The 26831-nt window shown below is 42.6% G+C and carries 17 protein-coding genes and 1 tRNA gene; 7 read left to right on the top strand and 11 right to left on the bottom strand.

Features of this window, described 5'->3' with window-relative positions; all coding sequences use genetic code 11:
- The first annotated feature begins 113 nt into the window (after window positions 1-113).
- On the top strand, window positions 114-3161 hold the full coding sequence (secDF, locus tag QCQ61_RS06960) for a protein translocase subunit SecDF (RefSeq protein WP_279450052.1): 3048 nt from the start codon (window positions 114-116) through the stop codon (window positions 3159-3161).
- Between the two features lie 101 nt (window positions 3162-3262).
- Here the strand turns inward: secDF and QCQ61_RS06965 are convergent, their stop codons facing one another.
- From QCQ61_RS06965 to folE, 5 genes are all read right to left on the bottom strand, one after another.
- The gene (locus tag QCQ61_RS06965) at window positions 3263-3760 is read right to left on the bottom strand and encodes a DUF192 domain-containing protein (RefSeq protein ID WP_279450053.1); all 498 of its coding nucleotides are present in this window, start codon (window positions 3758-3760) and stop codon (window positions 3263-3265) included.
- A 72-nt stretch (window positions 3761-3832) separates the two neighbouring features.
- The gene (gene lgt / locus QCQ61_RS06970) at window positions 3833-4762 is read right to left on the bottom strand and encodes a prolipoprotein diacylglyceryl transferase (RefSeq protein WP_279450054.1); all 930 of its coding nucleotides are present in this window, start codon (window positions 4760-4762) and stop codon (window positions 3833-3835) included.
- A gap of 63 nt (window positions 4763-4825) precedes the next feature.
- Window positions 4826-5059, bottom strand: coding sequence for a membrane protein insertion efficiency factor YidD (gene yidD, locus QCQ61_RS06975; RefSeq protein WP_279450055.1), 234 nt, complete (start codon window positions 5057-5059; stop codon window positions 4826-4828).
- Window positions 5060-5068: 9 nt separating this feature from the next.
- Window positions 5069-6544, bottom strand: a complete 1476-nt coding sequence (gene cysS, locus QCQ61_RS06980) for a cysteine--tRNA ligase (protein ID WP_279450056.1) — start codon at window positions 6542-6544, stop codon at window positions 5069-5071.
- A 78-nt stretch (window positions 6545-6622) separates the two neighbouring features.
- Window positions 6623-7300, bottom strand: a complete 678-nt coding sequence (gene folE / locus QCQ61_RS06985; protein ID WP_279450057.1) for a GTP cyclohydrolase I FolE — start codon at window positions 7298-7300, stop codon at window positions 6623-6625.
- A 140-nt stretch (window positions 7301-7440) separates the two neighbouring features.
- On the opposite strand from folE, the gene QCQ61_RS06990 reads away from it, so the two are divergent.
- Window positions 7441-16224: a T9SS type B sorting domain-containing protein gene (locus tag QCQ61_RS06990; protein WP_279450058.1), complete on the top strand. Its 8784-nt coding sequence runs from the start codon at window positions 7441-7443 to the stop codon at window positions 16222-16224.
- A gap of 176 nt (window positions 16225-16400) precedes the next feature.
- On the opposite strand, the gene QCQ61_RS06995 is transcribed toward QCQ61_RS06990, so the two are convergent.
- The 3 genes from QCQ61_RS06995 to QCQ61_RS07005 all read right to left on the bottom strand — a co-directional run bounded on the left by QCQ61_RS06995 (window position 16401) and on the right by QCQ61_RS07005 (window position 19503).
- On the bottom strand, window positions 16401-16553 hold the full coding sequence (locus QCQ61_RS06995) for a hypothetical protein (RefSeq protein ID WP_279450059.1): 153 nt from the start codon (window positions 16551-16553) through the stop codon (window positions 16401-16403).
- A gap of 241 nt (window positions 16554-16794) precedes the next feature.
- Complete coding sequence (locus tag QCQ61_RS07000; RefSeq protein ID WP_279450060.1) at window positions 16795-18315, bottom strand: OmpP1/FadL family transporter; 1521 nt, start codon at window positions 18313-18315, stop codon at window positions 16795-16797.
- A gap of 111 nt (window positions 18316-18426) precedes the next feature.
- On the bottom strand, window positions 18427-19503 hold the full coding sequence (locus tag QCQ61_RS07005; protein WP_279450061.1) for a hypothetical protein: 1077 nt from the start codon (window positions 19501-19503) through the stop codon (window positions 18427-18429).
- Window positions 19504-19574: 71 nt separating this feature from the next.
- Here QCQ61_RS07005 and proS point away from each other — a divergent pair, with 71 nt between their 5' ends.
- The 3 genes from proS to rpsT all read left to right on the top strand — a co-directional run bounded on the left by proS (window position 19575) and on the right by rpsT (window position 21482).
- On the top strand, window positions 19575-21050 hold the full coding sequence (gene proS / locus QCQ61_RS07010; RefSeq protein WP_279450062.1) for a proline--tRNA ligase: 1476 nt from the start codon (window positions 19575-19577) through the stop codon (window positions 21048-21050).
- An 81-nt stretch (window positions 21051-21131) separates the two neighbouring features.
- Window positions 21132-21203, top strand: a tRNA-Glu gene (locus tag QCQ61_RS07015).
- 27 nt (window positions 21204-21230) lie between these two features.
- Window positions 21231-21482: a 30S ribosomal protein S20 gene (gene rpsT / locus QCQ61_RS07020; protein WP_279450063.1), complete on the top strand. Its 252-nt coding sequence runs from the start codon at window positions 21231-21233 to the stop codon at window positions 21480-21482.
- A gap of 68 nt (window positions 21483-21550) precedes the next feature.
- Here rpsT and coaD read toward each other — a convergent pair whose 3' ends face one another.
- The 3 genes from coaD to surE form a co-directional block, all read right to left on the bottom strand.
- Window positions 21551-22003 (bottom strand): pantetheine-phosphate adenylyltransferase, encoded by a 453-nt coding sequence (gene coaD / locus QCQ61_RS07025; protein WP_279450064.1) that lies wholly within the window; start codon window positions 22001-22003, stop codon window positions 21551-21553.
- A 103-nt stretch (window positions 22004-22106) separates the two neighbouring features.
- Window positions 22107-22394 carry a hypothetical protein gene (locus tag QCQ61_RS07030; RefSeq protein WP_279450065.1) on the bottom strand — a complete coding sequence of 96 codons (288 nt, stop codon included), beginning with the start codon at window positions 22392-22394 and terminating at the stop codon, window positions 22107-22109.
- 52 nt (window positions 22395-22446) lie between these two features.
- Window positions 22447-23226 (bottom strand): 5'/3'-nucleotidase SurE, encoded by a 780-nt coding sequence (gene surE / locus QCQ61_RS07035; protein ID WP_279450066.1) that lies wholly within the window; start codon window positions 23224-23226, stop codon window positions 22447-22449.
- Between the two features lie 172 nt (window positions 23227-23398).
- Between surE and QCQ61_RS07040 the strand changes: the two genes are divergently transcribed.
- Window positions 23399-25609 carry a carboxy terminal-processing peptidase gene (locus QCQ61_RS07040; protein ID WP_279450067.1) on the top strand — a complete coding sequence of 737 codons (2211 nt, stop codon included), beginning with the start codon at window positions 23399-23401 and terminating at the stop codon, window positions 25607-25609.
- Between the two features lie 62 nt (window positions 25610-25671).
- Entirely contained in the window at window positions 25672-26778 is a 1107-nt protein-coding gene (locus tag QCQ61_RS07045; protein WP_279450068.1) for an ABC transporter permease, read from the top strand.
- Window positions 26779-26831 lie beyond the last annotated feature (53 nt).

Here is a 26831-nt window from a genome sequence, read left to right on the forward strand (position 1 = left end):
AACATATTTTAATAACCTCGATAATTGTTAGATAGAGCGGCAAATGATATATTTGCGCCCCCATTGCGAAATTTCGAAATTGGGATTAAAAAATCTGACCAAAATAATTAAACATGCAAAACAAAGGACTAGTAACCGTATTTGCCATCCTCTTTGGATTGGTAAGTATTTACCAGCTTTCATTTACGTTCGTAGCGAACAAAGTAGAAAGCAGTGCAAAGGAATTTGCGCAAAGCAAATTTTCTGAAAATGAACCTCACAAACGCGACGCAGCAGAAAATCGCTATCTTGACTCTGTAGCAAACAATCCTGTATTTTTAGGAATTGACTACAAAACAGCTAAAGAAAAAGAGCTTAACAAAGGGCTTGACCTTAAAGGAGGTATAAACGTAATCCTGGAAGTGTCTGTAAAAGATATTTTAAAAGGGCTTGCAAACAATACAAAAGACCCTGCGTTTAACCAAGCTTTGGAGAATGCAAAGGAACTTCAAAAGACGAGCCAAGACACTTACTTAGAGTCTTTCTTTAAAGCATTTGAAGCGCTTCCGGGCGAGAACGAACTTGCTTCGCCAGACATCTTCTTCAACAAGAATTTGGAAGACGTAATTAACGTGGGAATGACCAACGCACAAGTTAAGCCAGTTATTGAGAAGAAAATTGACGAATCTATTACTTCGGCTTTTGAAGTATTAAGAAAGCGTATCGATAAATTTGGTGTAACGCAGCCAAACATTCAGCGTTTGGGTAAATCTGCAAGAATTCTTGTAGAACTTCCCGGAGCAAAAGACGTTGATAGGGTTAAGAAACTACTCCAAAGTACTGCCCAATTAGAATTCTGGGATGTGTATAAGTTTGAAGAAGTAGCAGGTTTCCTTCAAGCTGCCGATACAAAAGCAGGTGAAATAGCAATGGCGAAATCCTCTTCTGAAACAACCGAAACAGAAGCTGCTACAGAAGCAACGGAAAAAGTAGCCGATTCTTCAAAAACCGAAGAAGATGACGTTAGCAAACTTTTGGGCGGGCAGGATGTTAGTGATTCATTAGTAGAAGATAGTAAGGCAAACCCAATACTTTCAAAAATGATTTCTTTGGGGAACCAAGGAGGTCCTGTAATTGCTACTTTTAGATTAAAGGATACTGCGGCCATTAACGGCTATTTGCGCAATCCGCAGATAAAATCGTTGTTGCCAAATGATATGCGATATGCAAAATTTGTTTGGGGTTTACCAGAAGTGGCGCCAGATTTAAACGGAGAAGAAATAACAGCACTTTACGCGCTTAAAGGTAACCGTGGTAATATTCCACCACTTGGAGGAAGTGTTGTTGTAGACGCCAGACAGGAATACGACAACTTAAGCCGTGTAGTGGTGGCTATGCAAATGAACGGTCAAGGCGCCAAGGTTTGGGAGCAACTTACAGGAGCTGCCTACGAAAACCAAAGCCAAATAGCAATTGTGCTTGATAACATTGTGTATTCTGCGCCAGGTGTAACTTCAGGGCCTATTGCAGGTGGACGTAGCCAGATTTCTGGAGACTTTACCGTAAATCAAGGGCAGGATTTGGCAAACGTACTACGTGCAGGTAAACTTCCGGCATCTGCAGAGATAATTCAAGGAGAGGTTGTTGGGCCAACATTAGGGCAAGAGGCCATTAGCAGTGGTATTATGTCATTTGGAGTGGCATTGTTAATTGTTCTTTTCTGGATGATTGGTTACTATGGAAGAGCTGGAGCCTATGCAGATATTGCTTTGCTGGTTAACATTCTTTTTATCTTCGGTATATTGGCCGGTCTGGGAGCCGTGCTTACATTGCCCGGTATTGCAGGTATTGTGTTAACGGTAGGTATGTCAGTAGATGCTAACGTACTAATTTTTGAACGGATTAAAGAAGAACTCGCTAAGGGCAAGGCACAAAAAGATGCTGTTAAAGATGGTTTTAATAATGCGTTGTCTTCTATACTTGATGCCAACATTACAACGGGTCTTACCGGTTTAATACTATTAGTTTTTGGAACTGGCCCAATTCAAGGTTTTGCAACTACATTGTTAATAGGTATTGCAACTTCGTTATTTACGGCAATTTTTATTACAAGATTGTTTATAGATAAATATACGCGTAACGGAAAATCATTACCGTGTTCTACATCTATTACTAAAAACTTATTTACCAATGTACACGTTCAGTTCCTGAAAAAGCGCAAAGCAGCTTATGTGTTCTCTGCAATTATGATTACTATAAGTTTAGGGTCATTATTTGTAAATGGTCTTAACCAAGGTGTAGATTTTGTGGGAGGACGAACATATACCGTGCGATTTGCAAAAGATGTTAATTCAGTTGAAATTCAGGACGATTTAATTGAAACCTTCGGAAGTGCCGAAGCCAAAACCTACGGCGGCGAAAATCAGTTAAAGATTACCACTAAGTACAAAGTAGATGAAACTGGAACTGATGTTGATGAAGAAATTGAACAAATGCTTTTTGAAACTGTTAAAAAGCATTATCCAGCTGGAATGACTTACGAAGATTTTGTTGGCGACGGCGAAGGTAAAACCATCGGAAGAATGGAGTATTACAAAGTAAGTCCTACCATTGCAGACGATATTAAAAAAGATTCGTTCTGGGCGGTATTTGGTTCTTTGGCAGTAGTATTCCTGTATATCTTACTTAGATTTAGAAGATGGCAATTTAGTTTAGGTGCTGTAGCTGCAGTATTCCACGATGTACTTATAGTATTGGGTGTGTTTTCACTTACGTATAAATTTATGCCGTTTAGTATGGAAATAGACCAAGCGTTTATTGCGGCAATACTTACGGTTATTGGATACTCACTAAACGATACCGTAATTGTATTTGACCGTATTCGCGAATACTTTGGCGAACACCCAAGTTGGAAAATGAATAGAATTATAGACTTAGCTTTAAGTAGTACCCTAAGTAGAACGTTAAATACCTCTTTCACTACTCTTATAGTATTGTTGAGTATGTTCTTCTTTGGAGCGGAATCTATTCGCGGACTATTATTTGCAATTATTGTAGGTATTGTTGTAGGTACGTATTCATCTTTATTTATTGCTACACCTATAATGTACGATACGGTAAAACGTAAAAAACTAGAGGATTTAGTTGGTAAAAAAGAAGAAGAGGCAGCTTTAGAAGCATAATATCTCGCAATTCTTAAGTAATAAAAAAGACCTTTCCAGATACGGAAAGGTCTTTTTGTTTTTAAGCATCCTTTAAAGTTGTTTATAACTCTAAATATTGGTTATTCTTGGTTTGTAAATTTTATGAAATCGCCTTTTTTAAGCGCCCATTTGTCTGCCAAGCCACCGTTTACTTCCAGCACATATTGCGAAGGAGCTTCCGAGGGCAGCGAAGTTTCGTTTAAGGGTTTCGCGTTTTTTTGAATGCTAACAATTTTTTTATCAGAATTCAAATAAATAATATCTAAAGGAATATACGTGTTCTTCATATAAAAAGAACGCGGCTGCATATTGGGGAATACAAACAACATGCCTTGGTTTTCGGCCATTGAATGACGGTACATAAGGCCTGTTTCAGTCTGGTATTCATCATCTGCAATCTCAATGTCCAACTTCGCGATAATAGAATCGTTTTCCGCTTTTAAAAGTTGAAGCTCACCTTCTTTGGTGAATGTAATTTCTTTGGTAAGACTTTCACCTTCAGAAGTAGTAGTGTCTTTGCAATTATAAAACGTGAACATTGAAGCAACTAAAGCTGCGGAAATAAGTATTTTTTTCATTATAAGAAATATTAAAGCCACGGCAACACGAATATTTTTTAAATATTAATTCGAGTAATCGCGGCAATTTTTTTATACAACAATAGGTTTTTTTGAAGCTTTCCACATAATGTAGATTCCGGCAATTATAAAAGGTACGCTTAGCCACTGCCCAGTAGAAAGTAATCCTAAAGCAGATTCAAATCCGCCTTGACTTACTTTTACAAACTCTACTAAAAAACGAACTGTGAAAAGTAGTATTAAAAACACGCCAAAAATGTAGCCTATTTGCCTTCTGCGCTCGGTTTTCCAATACAAATACCAGCACACCAAAAATACAATTACATAACCTGCGGCTTCATAAAGCTGTGCCGGATGACGAAAGGGAACGCTGTTGAGGAAATCTACGAACTGTGGGTTGTGTATAATTGCGTCATAGGCAGCTTTCGGATTTTGAATTCCTGTTACGTTCACTGCGTCTTGTTTGTCAATTCCATCGTGCAGAAACCGAACCCCCAATGGAAAATCGCCAGATGGTTTCCCGATGATTTCAGAATTCATAAAATTGCCGATTCGTACAAAAATACCGCCCGCGGCAACGGCAATTACTATGCGGTCCATAATCCACAAAAACGGTTTTTTGATAACATTTTTTGTGTAATAATACATAGCAATTAAAATAGCGATTGCGGCACCGTGACTAGCCAAGCCCTGAAATCCCGTGAATTCAAACTCGGGAACCGTGCTTATAGGTAGAAATACCGAAAGTGGGTCCTCTGCAAAAAGCTCGGGTTGGTAAAAAATCACATGACCCAAACGCGCACCCACTAGTACGGCCACAACCATATAAATAAAAAGACTGTCCAGTTTTTCCTGCGACAGTTTTTCGCGTTCGTAAATCTTTTTAGTGAGTATCCAACCCAGCGTAAATGCCACAACAAACATTAAACTGTAGTAACGGATCATAAAAAAGCCAAGATCAATCCCTTCAGAAGGATTCCAGGTAAAACTTAAGTAGTGCATAGTGGGAGTTTTATTAAGCAGCGTAAAGATACTAAAAGCGAAAAAGTATAAAGTAATATAGTATTAATTCTTTTTTGGAGGAACTGGGTCATAACCAGAGCCGCCCCACGGATTACAGCTTGCAATTCGTTTTACGGCAAGCCAACCTCCTTTTAACAAGCCGTGTTTTTGCAAAGCTTCTACGGCGTAATGCGAACAAGTGGGGGAGTAGCGGCAGGTATTGGGCGTAAAAGGCGAAATAAAATTTTGATATCCCTTTATCAATAAAACAAAAGGATATGTAAGTATTTTTTTCAAACTTAGATATTAATTAAGTGAAAAAGTTGTTCCTTCTTTTCCGTCCTTTAACTGAATTCCTTTGGAGGCAAGCTCGTCTCTAATTTTGTCGCTCATGGCAAAATCTTTGTCTGCGCGCGCTTTATTTCTTAATTGAATAAGAAGTTCCACCGCAGCCGAAAGTTTTTCGCCATCCTGTGAATTTTCTGAAATGCTATCTTCCAATCCCAGAACATCGAAAAGAAAATCTTCCATCGTTTGTTTTAGCAATTCCAAATCTTCTGCGGAAATGGTTTCTTTTCCCTCTTTTATTGTATTTGCAAATTTTACGGTTTCAAAAAGATGCGCAATTAAAATGGGGCTATTAAAATCGTCGTTCATAGCGTCGTAACACGCTTTTCGCCAGTTTTCGACATTTATGCTGCTTTTTTCGGAAATGTTTAAATCCGCCAGCATTCGGTACGCGTCCATCAATCTGTTAAACCCTTTTTCTGAAGCTTCCAACGCATCGCTGCTAAAATCTAAAATACTTCGGTAGTGCGCCTGATACATAAAAAATTTGGTAACCGTAGGCGAAAAGGGCTTGCTTAAAATATCGTTTTTACCCGAAAACATTTCATCTGGAAGAATATAGTTTCCGGTAGATTTCGACATTTTTTTGCCGTTGAGTGTAAGCATATTGGCGTGCATCCAGTAATTTACTGGCGTTAAATTATTACAGGCTTCGGCTTGTGCAATTTCGCATTCGTGGTGCGGAAATTTTAAATCCATTCCCCCGCCGTGAATATCAAACTGGTTGCCTAAATATTTAGTGCTCATTGCGGTGCACTCCAAATGCCAGCCCGGAAAACCGTCGCTCCACGGCGAAGGCCAGCGCATAATGTGCTGCGGTTCGGCTTTTTTCCAAAGTGCAAAATCCTGTGGGTTTTTTTTATCGCTTTGAGCTGCAAGTTCGCGCGTATTGGCGATCATATCTTCAATTTGCCTACCGCTTAATTTTCCGTAATTGTTTGTTTCGTTAAACTTTAAAACATCAAAATATACCGAGCCGTTTTTTTCGTAAGCAAAGCCTTCGTCAATAATTTTTTCAACTATAGCAATTTGTTCGTAGATATGCCCGGTAGCCGTAGGTTCAATGCTTGGAGGCAAGGCGTTGAATTTTGCCATTATGGTATGAAAATCTACCGTGTATTTTTGAACCACTTCCATAGGTTCCAATTGCTCCAATCGTGCTTTTTTCAAAATTGGATCATCTCCGCTCTCGCCGTCGTTTTCCAAATGGCCAGCGTCAGTAATATTCCGAACATAGCGCACTTTGTAGCCTAAATGTTTTAAATAGCGAAAAATTAAATCGAAAGAAAGGAAAGTTCGGCAGTTTCCCAAATGTACATTGCTGTAAACAGTTGGGCCGCAAACATACATGCCTACTGCACCTTCGTGAATGGGGGTAAATTTTTCTTTACTTTTTGAAAGAGAATTGTAAATGTATAAATCTGACGATTTCAAATTTTTTAATTTAGATGGAATAATTACTCATTTTGGAAATTGTTCTTAGCGCAGAAATATCAGAATTGAAATTTCTTATCAAAATTCAGTGTCTAGCTTTATATAATCTAAAAACTCCCTACGCGTTTCAGAATTTTTAAAAGCCCCACCAAATTCGCTGGTAACAGTGCTGCTGTCAATATCGCGAATACCCCGGGAATTTACACAAAGGTGTTTGGCATCAATTACGCAAGCTACATCTTCGGTGTTTAAAACGTTTTGTAATTCTTTTACAATTTGCATTGTTAAACGCTCCTGAACTTGTGGGCGTTTTGCGTAATAATCTACAATGCGGTTCATTTTTGAAAGTCCAACTACGGTGCCGTTAGAAATGTACGCAATGTGTGCCTTTCCGACAATGGGAAGCAAATGGTGTTCGCAAGTAGAATAGAGCGTAATATTCTTTTCCACGAGCATTTCCTGATATTTATATTTATTTTCAAAAGTAGAGGCCTTAGGTTTTCTATCTGGATGAAGTCCGCCGAAGATTTCCTGAACAAACATTTTTGCCACACGCGTGGGAGTGCCTTTTAAACTATCGTCATTAAGATCGAGACCCAAGGTGTGCATAATATTCTGAACGTCCTTTTTTATGCTTGCAATTTTTTCTATATCGCTAAGCTCAAAAGCGTCAGGACGCATGGGAGTTTCTGTTGAGCCGGCTATGTGATCAATGCCCATAGCTTCTATTTCCTTAAGTTGTTTTTCTAAATCCATTTAATAAAATATGTAATAAGGCTGCAAAGATACGCAATAGGTTGGTGGTACTAAAAAAGGAATGTTCTTATTTTGGCAAATAGAATCGGGATGTTTCATAAAATTTTCTTAATTTTCGCCGCAATTATTTCCCAAAAACTATGAAAAAGAATTATTCCCCAAGCATTTTATATTTTATATTTTTAGTATTCATGCTTCCGTTGTCGGGTTTTGCTCAAGGTCCGGGCTCTTTATTTGTTAATGCTGGTGCCGATGTGGTAGTAGATTGTACTACGGGTTGTACAGATTTAACTGCTACGTTTTTAGAGACCTTTGATACTTCGGGAAGCACTTACACAGTGTCGTCCATACCATTTGTGCCGCCATTTCCTTTTAATGGACTTGCCAACCCGCTAAATCCAGATATTGATGATGCTTGGTCTCCTGTAGATAACTTGCCTTTCGATTTTTGTTTTTTTGGAAATACCGAAACCCAATTTCAGATTGGGTCTAACGGCGTGGTTCGTTTTGATGTAGATCCCGGAGACACTGGCGGGGGGTCCAATGCATGGTCTTTTGATGCAAATATTCCTAATAATTTTGAAGAGGCGCTGGGGGAAGCTAACATATTATTGCCTGTTCATGATATGGATCCAACCGAATCTAATTCTGAAGAAATTGGATACGAAGTGATTGGTGCTTATCCAAATAGGGTACTTGTAGTGTCTTACTACGAAGTGCCAATGTATTCTTTTAGTTGTAACAATTTACTTGCAACACAAATGGCAGTTTTCTATGAATTCTCCAATGTAATAGAAATGTATGTTTTAAACAAACCGTCTTGTCCTTCATGGAATGATGGTAATGCAGCCATGGGGATTCAAAACAATGCTGGAACAATTGGATATGTTCCTCCGGGAAGAAACACTTCAGACTCTCCTTGGACTACGACCGATGAAGCATGGCAATTCTCACCCAGTGGTACTCCTACATATGTTTTTGAATGGCTTGATCCAGCAGGAAATGTAATAAGTACAAACCCAACCATAAATGTGTGTCCTTCAGGAACTGAAATCTATACAGCACGAGTTACCTATACTAATAGTTGTAATGGCGATGTAGTTGTTTTAGAAGATGAAGTTGAAGTTTCGCTCCAAGCCAACTTCACAGTAGATTTAGGTCCCGATGTAGAAACTTGTAACGGAGGTTCTGTTGTATTAGATGCAGATACCGGAATTCCGACTGTAACCTACGAATGGTTTCTAAATGGAGTGCTTATTCCCGGTGCAACCAATCCAACTTACACTGTAAATGCTCCAAACTCTGGAACATATACAGTTGAAGCTACAGATAATGGTTGTACGGTAGCCGACAGTGTAGATATAAACTTTTACGAGCAGCCAGTAATTGCAAACCAACCACAAGATCTTGCCATATGCGATGATGGTACAACGCCGCCTATATTCGATTTAACGCAAAATGATAATGTAGTTCGCGGTGGGCAGAATCCTTTATTTAATATAACATATCACCACAGCCAATTAGATGCAATTAATGATGCTAATGAAATTGTTCCTGCCAATGCTTATTTATTAGTTGGTACTTCTGAAATTATATGGGTGAGAATTGAAGACCAAAGTGGAACTTGTTTCGCAATTGATTTTTTTGAAATATTCTATTCATCGGCTACAGCAACGCAACCTGCTAGCCCACATAGGGTTTGCGATATCGGCCTTGATGGCGCCGAAGATTTAAACCTGAATAATGTTTTTGATGCCGTAATTTTAGGAACTCAGGATCCAACAGAATTTACCGTTACCTATCACGATAATCCTGCCGATGCTATTGCGGGTATTAATGCTTTACCACAGCCTTATACTGTTACTGGTTCGGTTTTTATTTTTGCGCGAGTTACAAATAATACTAGTTCTGGATGTTTTGCCACAACGCAATTCAATTTAATATTAACACCCCAACCCACGGCCAACCCACCTGTAGATCTCTACCAGTGCGACGATGGCACCACGGCGGGTGTCTTCAATTTAACTGACAACGACGCGAACATATTGGGGGCGCAGGACCCGGCGCAGTTCACGATAAAGTACTACCAGAGCTACCAGGACAGTTTTGACGACACCAACGAGATCCTTGGCGGGGTACATATTATAGTTCCCCCTTCGCCTCAGACGATCTATGCCCGTATCGAGGACAACAGCGGGAGCTGTTTTGACCTGACCGATTTTGAGATCTACTTCAGCCGCGCCATTGCCGGTCTGGTGCCCGCCACGGCCAGTTATTGCGATTCGGATGGCGATGGCGGGGAGTTCGTGGACCTTGCCACGGAGTTCAATTCCCTTGTCCTTGACGGCGAGCCCTCCTCGCGCTACAACATTACCTACCACGGCAGTCAGGCCGATGCGGACAACGATGCCAACCCGCACCCGAACCCGTATTTTGTAACCGCACCGGGCGAGACGGTCTATATCCGACTGGAGAACCGCCATGACGCCAGCTGTTTTGACACCCGCCGCAGTATAGACCTGATCATAGACACCCCGCCGACAGTTAATGCGGCACCGGAAAACCTTGTAGAGTGCGATGTGAACAACGACGGCTTCGCGGCCTTTGACCTGACCCAGCAGGACCTGGTGATCACCCTTGGCGATCCCACATTGACGGTCACCTACCACGGCACGTTGTTGGATGCCCAGAACGGTGTACTGCCCTTGCCGAACCCCTATGTGAACGACCAGATCTATCTGGACGCCCCCATTACCGATCCCTTGGACCCTAACTATGGTACCGGCGGTGTTTGGGCGCGCGTTTCCAGCAGCACCAATAGCTGTACGGTCGTGGTTCCCTTTGCCCTGGAGGTGCGCTTTTCGCCCGTGGGCACGGAGCCAGCGGAGCCCCTGCGCCTGTGCGACGATGCAACGGCGGACGGATTTACGTTCTTCGACCTTACGGTAGTCGCGGCGGAAGTACTGGGCACTTTGGACCCGAGCGGTTTTGACCTTTATTATTACGAAAGCCTTTTGGACGCTACCATTGCTGGCGACAATGCGATGGACGCCCCGGACTTCTCGCAGGCCATCCCGGACCCGACGAACTTTTTGAACAGCACCAACCCACAGGACATTTACATACTGATAGTGGGCAACGGCACGGGCACCATCCCCCCGAACCCGAACATCAGCGAGGGCTGTTACGACATCGTGACCCTGACCCTTATCGTGGACCCGCGCCCTGCGGACCTGGGCCCCTTTGAGATGGCGCTCTGCGATGATGAGCTGCAGGGCAGTACCCCGACCGATGAGATCTCCACTTTTGACCTTACCAGCCAGGACATCCTGGTGAGCGGCGGCGATCCCACCATTACGGTGGAGTGGTTTTTAAATCCGGCCGATGAGGCCGCGGGCATCCCGATCCCGAACCCGACCACCTTCCAGAACACGGCCACCCCACAAACGGTGATAGGGCGTGCGACCTCGGAGTTTGGATGCAGTACATTGGTCACTTTAACATTAACGGTATTGCCGAACCCGAACCCGAACACGGCCCCGGACCCGTTGGAACTTTGTGACGACGACGACGACGGTATCGTTGGCGGATGGGACCTGACCCTTGCCGATAGCGATATCATAGCGGGGGAGCCAGACGTATCCGTGACCTATTACGAAGATATGGGCGATGCCATAGCGGGAATTCCGGGCACGGAGATAACGATGCCCTACACCAATATAATACCCTTTGTTCAAACGGTATATGCCCGAGTAGAGAAGAACGTCCCCCCATCTACGGTAGGATGCTTTACTGTCGTTGAGTTAGAGCTCCACGTAATAGACCTTCCCGATATGCCCCTTATGCCGCCGTTCGCGGACCCCTTTATAGGTTGCGACGAGAGCGGCAGCGGTACGGCCATCTTCGACCTGACCCTTCAGGACGACGGTGTGCTTGGCACCCAGAACGCTGCGGACTTTTTGCCCATTAGATATTATGAGCTTGAGGCCGATGCCGATGCGGGCAATGCCAACTTCATACCCAATCCGGCCACCTATATAAGCGGGGGCGGCACAACGATCTGGGTACGCCTGGAGAGCCGCATCACCGGTTGTGCGAGGGTTACACCATTTGAACTGGAACTGGAACTGTTCCCAACCATTGGTGCAGGAAACGATCTGTCCAAGTGCGATGATGAAATAAACGGCAGTACGCCTACCGACGGGCTATCCACGTTCGACCTTACGGTAAACACGCCCTTGATCACCCTTGGCGACCCGGGCCTTGATATATTTTACTACGCTTCGGCAGCAGATCAGGTAAACAACAACCCGATTGCAAACCCTGCGGCCTATCAGAACGTGATCAGCCCACAGCAAGAAATATTCGTGACCGTCTACAGCGAGAACGGCTGTAGGGCGACCGGTAGCTTCTTTATCATCGTGGAGCCATTGCCGGTGGCGATATCGCCGGACCCATTTATCGCTTGCGATGCGAACAACGACGGTTTTGCACAGTTTGACCTGAGCACCCAGACCCCGATCATCACGGGGGGGGATCCGAACCTTTCGGTAACCTACCACCCAACGTTGACCGAGGCGCAGAACAACGGCATCCAATTGCCCAACCTGTACACCAACGACCAGATCTATCTCGACGTGCCGATCACCGATCCCGCGGACCCGGCCTATGGTACGGGCGGCGTTTGGGCACGGGTAACCTCTACGGCCAATGTCTGCGAGACCGTCGTGTCCTTTGCGCTGGAAGTGCATGCTTCCCCGGTGGCCACCGAGCCCGAGCCCTTTAGGAAGTGCGACGATGCGGTTGCCGATGGCTTCACCCTTTTCGATCTGACCGAAAAGGAGGCGGAGATATTGGGCACCTTGGACCCCAACGGATTTGACCTCTATTACTATGAGGACCTTGCCGATGCGCAATTGGCGGGCGACCTCGCGCTGACCGCACCGGATTATTCAGCTGCCATCCAAAACGCGGCGGCGTATACCAATACCGCCAACCCACAGGATATTTACGTGCTTGTGGTAGGGAATGCCAACAGTAGCATCCCGCCGAACCCCAACGGGGCAGAGGGCTGTTACGATATTGTTACATTAACCTTGATAGTAGATCCAATTCCGCTGGACCTTGGGCCTTTTGAAATGGTATTGTGCGACGACGAACTGCAGGGCAGTACCCCGACCGATGAAATCTCGACCTTCGATCTTACCACCCAGGACATTTTGGTCACCGGCGGCGACCTTACCTTAAGCGTACTTTGGTTCGAGACCCCGGCGGATGAAGCGGCGGGCAACCCGATCCCGAATCCGACAACGTACCAGAACTTTGCGACCCCGCAGACGGTGATCGGAAGAGTGACTTCAGAATTTGGCTGTTCCAATACAATTACCCTGACCCTAACGGTACTTCCAAACCCCAACGCGAACCCGGACCCGGAACCGATCGTTATCTGTGATGACGATGATGACGGAATCGTGAGCACCTTCGATTTAACGGATCGCGATGTTGAGATATTAAATGGCGAGACGGACGTTACCATTTTCTATTACGAAACCATGCAAGCGGCGATTGATGCTGCACCAGGAACCGAAATTGTAAGCCCGTATACAAACATAGTACCTTACAACCAGATTGTGTTTGCCCGCGTTACCAACCAAGTACCGCCAGAGCAACTACCGTGTTATACTATTGTAGAGCTGGAACTTGTTGTAGTAGCCTTGCCAGATGCGCCAGACGCTACCTTCCAAGACCCACTCTTTGCCTGTGATGAAGACGGCGATGGCACAGCCATTTTCGACCTTACCGTGCAGAATGATGCAGTTTATGGCGTACAGGACCCGGCGGACTTTGAGCCGGTCACCTATTACGAGAGCCAAGCAGATGCGGACCTCGGTATCAATGAAATAGATCCAGCGGATGCCTTCCAGAGTTCCGGACAGACCATCTGGGTCCGTTTGGAGAGCCTTGGAACGGGATGCGCGAGGGTAAGCTCCTTTGAGATAGAGATGGGCGACTTCCCGGGAACGGGTACTGCAGACGACCTGGTTCTTTGTGATGATGAAGTGAACGGCAGCACCAATGACGATGGTCTCTCAACCTTCGACCTGACGGTGAACACCCCTGTAATTACAGGAGGCGATCCCACGTTAACGGTGTACTATTACGCATCGCAGGACGACTTGGATAACGATATCCGTATAGCCAACCCTTCAGCGTACCAGAATATCATCAGCCCCCAGCAGGAGATTTTTGTGGGCATAAGCGGGCAGAACAGTTGTGGGGCGGCATTGAGTTTCTTTATAACCGTTAACCCGAACCCGGAGCCCGTGGAGCCTACCCCATTGGTAGCCTGCGATGTGGACAACAACGGATATTCTTCTTTTGATTTGGAAAGTAAGACGGCAGAGATTCAAGGAGGCGATCCAACACTTATAATTACCTACCACGAAAACCTATTGGATGCCAGAACGGGCAATTTTCCATTGGCCAGTCCGTATGAGAATATAGTTGCCTTTAACCAGACACTCTATGTACGTGCAGCATACGATAGCCCACCAAATGGAACAGGATGTTACACGATTGTAACCTTGGAGCTACTGGTAAGAGAGTCTCCAGTAGTACCACAAGACCTACCAGATTTAGTAGCCTGTGACGACAGTGGTTTTGCGGAGTTCGACCTTACCCAGCAAGAAACCCTAATTTATGGCAACCAGTCTCCAGCAGACTATACCCTTACCTACCACCTGAACCAAAATGATGCCAATACGGGACTGAACTTTATTGTACGGCCGGAAGCCTATACCAATATCAGCAACCCACAGACCATCTGGGTCCGTCTGGACGACAACGCTACGGAATGCTATGCCGTTGGAAGCTTTGACCTGGTGGTGAACAGTGGCCTTCCGATAACCGATCCCACGCCATTGGAGTTATGTGATGATTTAGGTGAGGAAAACGATGGGATGACTGCTTTTGATCTTACCCAGAAAAACTCGGAGATAACCAACGGCGTGCTTACCCAGGGCGTAACCTACTTTTTAACCGAAGAAGACGCGCAAAACAACGAAAACCGTATCGATCCCGATACCGCTTATGTGAATGTGGACCCCAATGGCAACCCTGTTAATCCGCAGGTGCTTTACGTACGCGTGGAGGACGGCAACAGTGCCTGTGTTTCCTTTACCACCCTTACCATAAGGGTGATCAGCAATCCGAACCCGGTAACGCCGGACCCTATCGTACTGTGCGACTATAATGTAATAGTACCCCCGGGGCCCTATGACGAAGTGGAGCTGTTCGACCTTACGGTCCGCGAGGCACAGATACGCAACGGGAACAACTGGACCCTGGATTATTATGAGAGCTATGGCGATGCGGTAACGCAAACGGATGCCATTCCGGCAGCGGATGTTACCGCCTACCAGAACACGGGCAATCCACAGGTTGTGTACGTACGCGCCACGAGCCCTACGACAGGCTGTTTTGAGATAGTGGAACTGGAATTGATTGTGGAGCCATTGCCGGACGACAGTGCGACAGTGGAACCTTATGTGTACTGTTCGACCGATGGCACCGAGATAGGGGTCTTTGACCTTACCACCAAGATCGGCGAGATATTGGGCGGCCAGCCGGCCCCGCCGATGGAGGTGAGCTTTTACCTGACCGCGATCGATGCTGAGAACAGCACCAATGCCATCACCAATGTTACGGGCCACCGCAATATGGATGCGGGCAACAACCCGATAAACCCACAGACCATCTTCACGGGCATCACCAATACCGAGACCGGATGCTATATCGGCGGGGTGCAGAGCTTTGAGTTGATCGTCCAGCCGGGAGCCGTTGCGGTAGCGCCTGCGGAACCCTTTGTGATATGCGACAACCTGATGCCCAGCGACGGCTTTGCTGAGTTTGACCTGGAAGATATGAGCGACCAACAGGTCGTTGACCTTCGCGCGGGGATCTTGGCTGGGCAGGACCCGGCGGACTTCGGCATTACCTTCCACGAGACATTGGAGGGCGCTGAGGCGGGCACGGGGGCCATTGTGTTCCCGTACGTGAACATCATCAACCCGCAGCGCATTTATGTGCGCGTGACCAACCAGACGAACATCTATGAGCCGAGCTGTTATTCTGTAGTGGAAATGATATTGAAGGTAGAGCAGCTTCCCGATGTGGTGCTGGCCGACCAATACCGTCTCTGCGTGGACGGGAACGGCAACCCGATAGCGGCTGAGGAGGGCGGGCCCTCGCCACCGGTCATAGACACGGGCCTTGACCCGGCGCTCTTTACCTTCCAATGGGAGCTTGACGGGGTGATCGTCGCGGGGCAGACGGGCCCATCGATCATAGCGCTGGTACCGGGCACCTATACGGTGACCATCACCGAACTGTCCTCTGGCTGCCAGAGCACGGCCACCACCACGGTGATCGTTTCCTCGCCGCCCGAGACCTATGGGGCGGTCCTTGTGAACGGCGCCTTTGCGGAGGACCACACCATCGAGGTGACCGCCACCGGGCAGGGGACCTACCAGTACCAATTGGACGACGGCCCCTTCCAGGACAGCAACATATTCGAGGACGTGTCCCCGGGCAACCATACGATAACCATCCGTGATGCCAACGGCTGTGGCAGCGTGACCTTCGATGTGGGGGTCATAGACTACCCGCTGTACTTTACCCCCAACGGGGACGGCTACCACGACACCTGGAACATCATCGGCATAGCCAGTGGCGACCCTACGGCAAAAATATATATCTTTGACCGCTTCGGAAAACTGCTCAAGCAGCTCAGCCCGTTGGGCCAGGGCTGGGACGGTACCTTCGGGGGCAGGCCCATGCCATCGAGCGATTACTGGTTCCGAGTGGAGTACACCGAGAACGAGATCCCAAAGGAATTCAAAGGACATTTTACCCTAAAACGATAAATAGAAATTAATCAGTAATAAAAAAGAAACCCCACATTTTTGTGGGGTTTTTTGTTTTATAGTATTGAAAACACTCAAAATACCTTAGAATCTATAGATGATTATTGATAAGAGTTATTATAGAAATTTTTAAATTAAGTTTAGGTCAAGATTGAAGGAGGGGCATTCATTCAGAATTATGTTTTTGTCAACCATTCTTTTTGCCTTTTTTTGATTTTTATTAAAATCACTCCGTTTTTTACATCATTGCCATATAAATACTTGGCGCCTAAATCATCTTTTTTAAAGACTGCATAAATTGAATCAATATCTTCTTTATATAAATTCAATTTACATTTTTTTAAGGACTCGTACGTTATGAGTTCACCGTTTAAAACCAACGAAGGTCTGCCGTTAATAAGGCCGGCTCGCTTCAAATTTTTTATATGTTCAATGAGAAAAGTTTTGTCCGGATTATTATCATTTAAAAGATATGGACTGTTGTTGCAACTCAAAAAAGTTAATAGAATAAAAACAAAGCTTAGCTTCTTCATAAGGTGCTAACATTTTAGCTTAAAATTCAACATAGATTTAAAAATTAAAGCCAAGGGACAAAACGAAATTGTTGTAAACCGAATTAATTTCAGCAGTATCGGTTAAACCAATTGAATATAATTGCTGATTTCTTTTTTGTTCAGAACGCGAGTAGGCGAGATCGCCTGTAAAGCTTCCAAAATTATATCCCGCTCCTAAGGAGAAACCGAATACATCACCCAAAATTTCAGTATTTTTGTACGGGCTTTCTTCGTAATGAATACCACCCCGCAAACTTAACTGATTAACGCGATATTCGCCACCAGCTCTGTATTCAGACGTTGCTTTTAGGGTGTTCTCAACAGTATTGTTTAAATCTCTAAAAAACGAATCGTGCGTAGGACTATATTTAATAGATCCATAGTCCTTAAAGGAATAATCGAAACTAATTAAGCCGTTTTGACCAAAAATATACGCAGCACTTGCCGTGGCCTTCGCAGGGGTTTTTAAAGTATAATCTTCAAATACATTTATTACTCTAGGATTAATAATTTGAGTGGTGGATTGTCCTTCAAAAACACGGCGACTTTCGAGGTATTGAGTAGTTTCTTCCGAAATTTGATACCACGTAGGAGTGTCAAAACTCAACCCCAAACGCAGATTGTTTGCTACTTTTGCAATGGCCCCAAATTGTGCAGAAATTCCAGCGCCATTTACCGTTAAGTTATTTTCAAAGCCAATGCTATTAATTGTTGAACCGCTATTATTGTTGGTTTCCAATAAAAACGAACTTTGATTAAAAAAGATTGTATGCGTATTTACATTCACCCCAAAATATAAATGGTCGGTAATTTGAGATGCGAGATTGACTGTAAATTTACTGTTATAACCTTCTGATAGATAGGCGTATTGCTGTTTAAAACTGCCATTTGCAATATTAGACACATAATCTGTATTGGAAGGATTATTGGGGTCTACGGCATCAAAAAGATATGCCTGATACCCAAGAAATGCATTTTGGGCGGTAGTCCCTTTAGATTCTCCCAAATATTGGTAAAGGCTAGAAATTGTTTCAATACCCTGCAATTGTAATAAGTTTAAGGGGAGTCCTTGTGCTTGTTGTAAGAAAAAATCGCCTATAGACGTATTGCCAGTTCCCTCAATATACAATTGGTTTTCGAAGTTTTTAGATATGTTATAATTGAAACCAATGGCCAACTTTTTAAAATCTGATTCTTCGTTTGAATTATTAATTATAAAAACACCGCCTAACTGATTTAACTGGAAATTATTAGCTAAACTTTTTGTGTTGTTGTTGAAATAATTAGATTCATTTTTAATATCGAATAAAGAAGCTGAAAAAGTAAGTGAAGAATTGAGAAATACCGCGCTTCCGGCCGGATTTACGTCAAGTGCCGAAAAATCGCCACCCAATGCTCCCATCGCACCACTTAGTGCGGTATAGCGGGCGGTGCCAATATTTTCCCCAGTACTGTATCGCAAACCGTCGGTTATGTTTTGGGCATTAGAAAATGCCACTGTAAAAATAGTTGCCAATAAAATGGAAATTCTTTTCATTTAATAAGTTCTTTTAAATAATTATGCCCAAAGCTATCATTTCGAATTATTGAGAAATGGCCAATGGGCACAAAGTTGATTTTTTGTAAATATAAAATTATATTATAGCTGTTAACCACGTCCTCCTCGGCCGCTGCTACTACTTCGTCCGCCGCTACTTGAGCGAACACTGCTACCGCTGGAACGTCTGTTACTGCCGGAACTTCTGATAGTGCTATTGCTATTGCTCCTTGTAGGAGAAGAATATGTACTATTTCTGGTGCTATTATTACGTGTAGGTTGTGAGCTGCTATTATTTCTAATTCGTGAGTTAGATCGGGTATTTCTAATTGTATTATTAGAATTGCTGCGTGTGTTTCGCACCGTACTACGTGTGTTTCGCGTAGTTGTATTATTGGCGCGTACATTATTTCTGTTTACACGTCTAGAAAGTTCAGACCGACTATAGGAGCTTCTGCTTGTAGCATTGTTAGATCTACCGCGGGTACTGGTTCTGGTGTAATCTGTGTTTCTTCTACCTCGATTATACGACACGTTATTATAGTGCGAATTGTAATAATAATTGGAATTGTAATAGTGGTGCGAATTGTAAAATCCGTAACCGTAATAAGGATAACCATAGCCGTAACCATAGCCGTAATATGGGTAGCCCCATCCAAAACTCATGCCCCAATACGGAGTGTAGTAATTATAATATGGGTAGCTCCAATATCCCCCATACCAGTAAGGTCTATGGTAAAATCCATACCCATAACCACCATAATTATAAACGTTTACGGTAATATCTTCAGAATTACTCCCCCATGGGCCGTAACCTTCGTCCTGATAATTTTCTTCAATTATAATGTTTCCATCCTCATCTAATCTTTCAGAGGTGGAATAAGCATCAATATCTGTAAAAATAGCGCCGTCTTCTGGGAGATCAGAATAGGCTTCAGATTTACTTCTAAAATATTGCTGGTAGTAGTTCGCTTTGTCGCTATCGGAACCGTTATCGCTGTATTCTTCTTCTGAATATGAATTATTTGAAGAAGAATAAATACCATCATTTTGATTGTAACCTTTGTTATACGTTCCACAAGACGTTAGCATGAAGACGAAAACGCCTATAAATGCTAAAGGAATGAAACGTTTTATATTTGTATTATTGGTGTACATATCTCTGGTAATTTTATTGTTGGACATCATAAAAATAAGTAGTTTTGCGGACAATAACTAATCATTTAACATAGACACAACATTTGTGCCAAAAACCCAGTATGGCAAAGAATATTACAACAAGAGCAGAAGATTATTCTAAATGGTATAACGAGCTAGTAATCAAGGCAGATCTTGCCGAGAATTCTGGTGTTCGTGGCTGTATGGTCATAAAACCATATGGTTTCGCCATTTGGGAACGTATGCAGGCTGAATTAGACAGAATGTTTAAAGAAACTGGACATCAAAATGCTTATTTTCCGTTGTTCATTCCTAAATCATACTTTAGCAAAGAAGCTAGCCACGTTGACGGATTTGCCAAAGAATGTGCAGTTGTTACTCATTACAGGTTAAAAAATGCCGAAGATGGCAGTGGCATAGTTGTAGATCCCGATGCTAAGTTGGAAGAAGAATTAATTGTGCGCCCAACCTCTGAAACAATAATCTGGGATACATACAGAAAATGGATCCAATCGTATCGCGACTTACCGCTATTAATTAATCAATGGGCAAATGTGGTGCGCTGGGAAATGCGCACCCGTTTATTCTTGCGTACAGCCGAATTTCTGTGGCAAGAAGGTCATACGGCCCACGCTACTAAAAACGAGGCAATTGCTGAAGCAGAGCAAATGATGAATATCTATGCCGAATTTTCTGAAAATTATTTGGCAATACCGGTACTAAAAGGAACAAAAACCGAGAGTGAACGATTTGCCGGCGCATTGGAAACTTATTGTATTGAAGCTTTAATGCAGGATGGAAAAGCCTTGCAGGCAGGAACCTCACATTTTCTTGGTCAGAATTTTGCGAAAGCTTTTGATGTTAAGTTCGCCGCAAAAGATGGCAAGTTAGATTACGTATGGGCAACTTCTTGGGGCGTTTCCACAAGATTAATGGGCGCTTTGATCATGACCCATAGCGACGATAACGGATTGGTTCTGCCGCCTAATTTAGCGCCAGATCAAGTAGTAATTGTTCCTATATATCGTAAGGAAGAAGAGTTTGAAAAGGTAAACGAAGTAGCTCTAGAATTGGTTAAAAAATTACGTTCTAACGGCATTCGTGTAAAATACGATAACCGCGACACGCACAAACCAGGGTGGAAATTTAACGAATACGAATTAAAAGGCGTGCCCGTGCGAATTGCTATTGGTCCAAAGGACGTTGAAAAAGGCACCGTAGAAATGGCACGCAGGGATACACTCACAAAAGAGTTTGTTTCTAACGAAAATGCAGTTTCTAAAGTGCTTTCACTGATGGAAGAAATTCAGGCCAATCTATATACCAAAGCTTCCTCATATAGATCGGAACATACTACCGAAGTTGCTTCATACGAAGAGTTTAAGGAGGTGTTAGAAGGTAAAGGTGGCTTTATATTAGCGCATTGGGATGGTACACCAGAGACTGAAGAGCGAATTAAAAATGAAACAAAAGCCACAATTAGGTGTATTCCCCTAGAAGGTGATAATACGCCGGGAAGCTGTATTATTACTGGGAAACCTTCAGAGCGGAAAGTGGTTTTTGCCAAGGCATATTAATTTATTTTTAAAAAAGTTATTTTAGATTTGCTTCATTCAAAAAATATTGTATTTTTGCATCCGCATTTGAAAATAAACAATGGTCCGTTCGTCTAGGGGTTAGGACGCCAGGTTTTCATCCTGGTAACAGGGGTTCGATTCCCCTACGGACTACAAAATTTAGAATTTAATAAAATAGAAATGGCAAATCACCAGTCAGCATTAAAGAGAATTAGAAGCAACGAGGCAAAGCGCTTGCGTAACCGTTACCAGCATAAAACTGCCCGTAACGCCATGAAGAAGTTTCAGGAACTTTCTGATAAAAAGGAGGCTGAAGCAATGTTTCCGAACGTTATTTCAATGATTGACAAATTGGCTAAGAAAAACATTATTCATTCCAATAAGGCGTCCAATTTAAAATCGAATATGGCAAAGCACGTTGCTGCGTTATAATTCTTTTTAAAAACAATTTTTAAAGCCCTTTCAGGAAACTGAGAGGGTTTTTTTGTTTGGGGCGCCTATTATATTCGTACAGACGAAGGAACCAAATAAGTGTAATCGCCCGCGTTTCGCATAACATCGCGTACAATCGTAGAAGATATATTTGAAACCTCCGGCGCACATATTAGGAAGATAGTTTCAACTTTTGCCATTTTGTAATTTGTCTGCGCTATGGGCTGTTCGTAATTTAAATCGGTGGTGTTTCGCAAACCGCGAACTATAAATTGTGCCTCTTCCGAAATGCAATACTTGGCAGTAAGACCGGTATAACTTTTCACCTTCACCTTTGCTTCATCTTTAAAGGTTTCTTCAATAAAATTAACCCGTTCTTGTAGGCTGAACATTGTTTTTTTATCGGCATTTACGCCTATGGCAATTATAAGCTCGTCGAAGAGGGGAAGTGCGCGCAATATAATATCTACATGCCCAAGGGTTATAGGGTCGAAAGTACCGGGAAAAACTGCGCGTTTCATAATTTTTTTACTTATAGGTTAAACTGTATGGTTTATTGTGGCAATAATTTGCAACCATTAAACACGACTAAGTTACTGAGTTATTGGGAATAGACGCTTCATTTTATAAAAATTTTGAAATCAATACGGCGATAGCGGCCAGTACTGTGGCCAGAACTACTCCTCGTGCTCTGTAATATTGGTTCTTTTTTAAAAATATAAAAAACACTATAAGGTTTAAAATTGCGCCTAAGGCAATTAAGCTTCCTAGTAGGTCGTTTGCCCTAGCGTCCTTTAGTGTAACCTCTAAACTGCTATCGGAAAAAAAGAAAATATATAAATAAGTCCCTGCCAAATTAGCTAAAACTCCAATTATAAATCCTTTTAAAATTTCTGCTATATGTGGCTTCATATTTATAATTTCTATTTTATTGGTGTCACTTTAAATTTGTGTGTTAACCTAACTACTTTAACTCCCAGGAATTTAATTCGTCCATAGCGCGATATGCTGTAAGGTCAAATTGCACGGGAACTACCGAAACATACCCATTGCGCAGTGCCCACTCGTCAGTATCTTCGCCTTCATCATCATTTACAAACTCGCCTGAAAGCCAGTAATAATCGCGACCCACTGGGTTGGTGCGTTTGTCAAATTTTTCTTCCCAGTGCGCATTTGCTTGGCGGCAGATTTTAATGCCATTAATTTCCGAAGCATTTAATTTTGGAATATTTACATTTAATACAACCCCTTTTGGCAATCCGTTTTTAAGTGTTTGCTGCGCAATGGCTTTTACAAACTTTTTTGAAGGTCCAAAATCTGCTTCTAAGGAATAATCTAAAAGAGAAAACCCAATAGAAGGTATGCCTTGCGTTCCTGCCTCTACAGCAGCACTCATTGTCCCGCTGTAAATTACATTTATAGACGAATTGCTTCCGTGATTAATACCACTAACACACAGGTCCGGTTTGCGTTTTAAAATTTCGTTTACTGCTATTTTTACGCAGTCAACCGGGGTGCCGCTGCAACTGTACTCTTTATGTGGAGCATCTTTAATTACATTTATACTATTGCAGTACAAAGTATCGTTTATAGTTATTGCGTGGCCCATGCCACTTTGGGGAGAATCCGGTGCTACTACCATTACATCGCCTAAAGTGTTCATGACTTCAATTAAAGCACGAATTCCAGGAGCATTGATGCCATCATCGTTTGTTACCAGAATTAACGGTCTGTTTTCTGACATATTCTTTGAATTTTAAAGGGAAACAAAAATACATTTATTAATCCTGAATACAGAATTTGCTTACGAATAACAGATTCTGCTGTTTAACAAAATATTAGTACCAGAATGCTTTAATGGCACGGTTTTTTGTATAATTTAGGCACTTATAATTAATACCACAACTATGCGAATAATGAAAAAGAATTTTAAAGTTTTGTTTTTGGCGGTTTTCGTTTCTGTGGCTTCTTGCAGTTTTACTACAAAGGAGTTTAATGACCCCAATAAAGACAAGCTTCTTTTGGACTTAATTACCTACGTTATTCAGAAAGGTCATTACGATCCTAAAGATATCAATGATGAATTTTCTATTGGCGTTTACGACAAATTTATAAAAGGTCTCGATCCGTTAAAAAGATATTTTTTGGCATCAGACATTGCTGAATTCAGCAAATATAAAACCGAGATAGACGACCAAATAAAAAACAAGGATCTCTCGTTTTTTGATTTGGTGTACAGTCGCTTTCAAAAAAGAATGGCAGATGTACAAAAGATCTATCCTGAAGTATTAGCTAAACCTTTTGATTTTACTGAAACCGAAACCATAAACGTAGATTACGATAAATTAGCCTATGCTAATTCCCCAAAAGAGTTAAGATCGCGGTGGAAACAACAATTAAAATTCACAACTCTGGCCAGTTATTACGATTCGGTAGAGGATCAAAAAAACAGGGAAAAGGGTGTTTCAGATTCTGATACAAACACAGATGAAGAGGATGAAACAGAATTTCAAGATGCTGCTAAAAATGATTCATCTAAAAAAGAAGAACCTTTTGTACGCAAGTCTTTAGCCGAATTGGAGCAGAAAGCGCGTGAAGCTGCTAAAAATTCGCTCGATGAATATTTCGACTTTACAAAGGATTTACAGCGTACGGATTATTTTGCAATTTATTTAAATACCATAGTTGAAGAATTTGACCCGCATACCAATTATTTTGCCCCACCCGATAAAGATAGGTTCGACCTAAGAATGTCTGGTAAGCTGGAGGGTATAGGAGCGCGACTTCAAAAAAAGAACGATTATATTACCGTGATTGAGGTAATTAGTGGCGGCCCAGCATGGCGTAGTGAAAAAATAGAAGTGGGCGACGCAATTCTTAAAGTAAAACAAGAAGACGAAAAAGATGCCGTTAGTATCGTGGGCATGCGTATAGACGATGCTGTTAAATTAATTAAAGGTCCAAAAGGAACTAAAGTTACCTTAACCATTAAAAATGTTGACGGCACGGTATCAGATAAAGTGCTTACCCGCGATGTGGTTGAGCTTGAGGAAACCTACGCAAAATCTTCCTTGATAGAAACATCCGATCGAAAATTTGGACTAATAAATTTGCCGCAGTTTTATTTTGATATGCAGAACTATAAAGAACGAAACGCTGCAACCGATGTTAAAAAAGAAATTATCCGTTTAAAAGAAGAAGGAATGGAAGGCCTTGTTCTGGACCTTCGCGATAATGGGGGCGGTTCTTTGAGAACAGCCGTGGATATTGCAGGATTATTTATTAAAAAAGGCCCCGTTGTGCAAGTGGCATCAAACGGAAATAAAGAGGTACTCGAAGATAAAGACAGCGAAATTGTTTGGGACGGGCCGCTTGTAATCCTGGTGAATGAGTTATCTGCCTCTGCTTCAGAAATTTTAGCCGCTGCTATGCAAGATTACAAACGCGCAATAATTATAGGAAGTGCGCAAACGTACGGAAAAGGAACTGTACAGAACGTAATAGACCTAAACCAATGGCTTCGTAAAAACGATTTGGGCGATATGGGCGCGCTAAAAATTACGTCGCAAAAATTTTATCGAGTCAATGGCGGTTCTACACAATTGGAAGGCGTAAAGAGCGATGTTGTAATGCCAGACCGATATAGCTATATAGACGTAGGCGAAAGAGATTATGACAATCCATTACCCTATGATAAAATTGATGCGGCCAAATACAATATTTGGGACGGATATATAGATTATGACGAAACAATTGAGAAGAGCAATGCACGGATGGAGCAAAACGCACATTTAAAATTAATTGACGACAACGCTCGTTGGATCAAAGAACGCAGAGACGAAAAAACGGTTAACTTAAACTATAAAATGTACAGTGCCGATATTGCTCAGCGTAAAGAAGAAACCAAGCGTTTTGATGCTATAAACGAATACGATAACAAGCTTACATTTAAATCATTGCCTTATGAAACTGCGCTGATGAAACAAGATACTACACTGTCAGAAAAACGCAAAAGATGGCATAAAAACCTGAGTAAAGACATGTATATTGAAGAAGCTGTGCACGTATTGGAAGATTTAAAACTCAGTAATATAAAAGCGGGAAAAGTTGCCGATATTAAAAATTAGTATTGCATAAACCGGATGCTTGTTTCTATTTAAAACACACTAAATTTTACTAAATTTGAAGTGTGAAAAATTCCACTTCATTAAGCAGAATAGCGCTCCAGAAGTTTAAAAAAAACTTTTGGGGCGTTTTCAGTTTTGGCTTCTTAATACTTTGTGTGTTCGTGGCAATTTTTGCATACGCTTTAGCGCCAGATAATTCGCAGAATGCCAATCAGATGCATTTATCTGTCCATTCAAAAAATCCAGGATTTTCGGCGCAAATGCTTACTATTCCTGTAGCCGTTGAAAGGCAAAATCCTGTTTCAGTTTTCTTCTTCGGAAAAAAGAATGCAGATACAGAAATTCCAATTTCGAAGTATTCTTTAACCGAAAACTCAATAGCAATAACGGAATATACCCCCGACGGAACTGATGGACTGCAGAAGGAATATGCGCTTTCGCTATTCCCCAATGTTACTACCATAGAGGAAATTCCCCAAAAATATATTTCAGGAAAAAAATTCCTACTAGGCACCGATAAATACGGCCGAGATCTTTTAAGCCGAATGCTTATCGGAATCAGAATTTCGTTGGCCATTGGCTTTGTTGCTGTATTTATTTCGTTGGTTATTGGTATAACTATGGGAGCCATTGCAGGATATTACGGCGGACGGGTAGATGCCGCAATAATGTGGCTTATTAATGTTACGTGGTCCATTCCAACCTTGCTTTTGGTAATTGCCATCACTTTGGCGCTTGGCAAAGGTTTTTGGCAAGTTTTTATAGCTGTTGGACTCACAATGTGGGTAGAAGTTGCGCGCGTGGTCCGCGGGCAGGTTATGGGCGTAAAACAGATGCAATATGTAACTGCCGCAAGAGCTTTGGGGTTTAATGATTTCAGAATAATTGTAAAACATATTTTGCCCAATAGTATGGCACCGGTAATCATTATTTCCGCAGCCAATTTTGCGGGAGCTATTCTTATTGAAAGCGGACTTTCGTTTCTGGGAATTGGAGCTCAACCCCCAATGCCCAGTTGGGGTGGTATTATTAAAGACCATTACGCATATATAATTTTAGGAAAGCCCTACTTAGCACTAATTCCCGGATTGGCTATTATGAGTCTCGTAACCGCATTTATGTTAATAGGAAATGCCCTGCGCGATGCAATGGACGTGCGGAATGATTAATAAAATTTAAATAACGAAGTATTCGTATATTTGAAATACATTAAAAATTTGCC

It is taken from the genome of Aequorivita marisscotiae (genome assembly GCF_029814825.1).
Classification (GTDB): domain Bacteria; phylum Bacteroidota; class Bacteroidia; order Flavobacteriales; family Flavobacteriaceae; genus Aequorivita; species Aequorivita marisscotiae.

Coding starts and splice junctions, on each gene's coding strand:
- QCQ61_RS07005 (WP_279450061.1), bottom strand. CDS start 19,503: ATGATGTCCAACAATAAAATTACCAGAGATATGTACACCAATAATACA.
- QCQ61_RS07040 (WP_279450067.1), top strand. CDS start 23,399: ATGAAAAAGAATTTTAAAGTTTTGTTTTTGGCGGTTTTCGTTTCTGTG.
- lgt (WP_279450054.1), bottom strand. CDS start 4,762: ATGCACTACTTAAGTTTTACCTGGAATCCTTCTGAAGGGATTGATCTT.
- QCQ61_RS07030 (WP_279450065.1), bottom strand. CDS start 22,394: ATGAAGCCACATATAGCAGAAATTTTAAAAGGATTTATAATTGGAGTT.
- QCQ61_RS07000 (WP_279450060.1), bottom strand. CDS start 18,315: ATGAAAAGAATTTCCATTTTATTGGCAACTATTTTTACAGTGGCATTT.
- surE (WP_279450066.1), bottom strand. CDS start 23,226: ATGTCAGAAAACAGACCGTTAATTCTGGTAACAAACGATGATGGCATC.
- QCQ61_RS06990 (WP_279450058.1), top strand. CDS start 7,441: ATGAAAAAGAATTATTCCCCAAGCATTTTATATTTTATATTTTTAGTA.
- folE (WP_279450057.1), bottom strand. CDS start 7,300: ATGGATTTAGAAAAACAACTTAAGGAAATAGAAGCTATGGGCATTGAT.
- proS (WP_279450062.1), top strand. CDS start 19,575: ATGGCAAAGAATATTACAACAAGAGCAGAAGATTATTCTAAATGGTAT.
- coaD (WP_279450064.1), bottom strand. CDS start 22,003: ATGAAACGCGCAGTTTTTCCCGGTACTTTCGACCCTATAACCCTTGGG.
- QCQ61_RS06965 (WP_279450053.1), bottom strand. CDS start 3,760: ATGAAAAAAATACTTATTTCCGCAGCTTTAGTTGCTTCAATGTTCACG.
- secDF (WP_279450052.1), top strand. CDS start 114: ATGCAAAACAAAGGACTAGTAACCGTATTTGCCATCCTCTTTGGATTG.
- rpsT (WP_279450063.1), top strand. CDS start 21,231: ATGGCAAATCACCAGTCAGCATTAAAGAGAATTAGAAGCAACGAGGCA.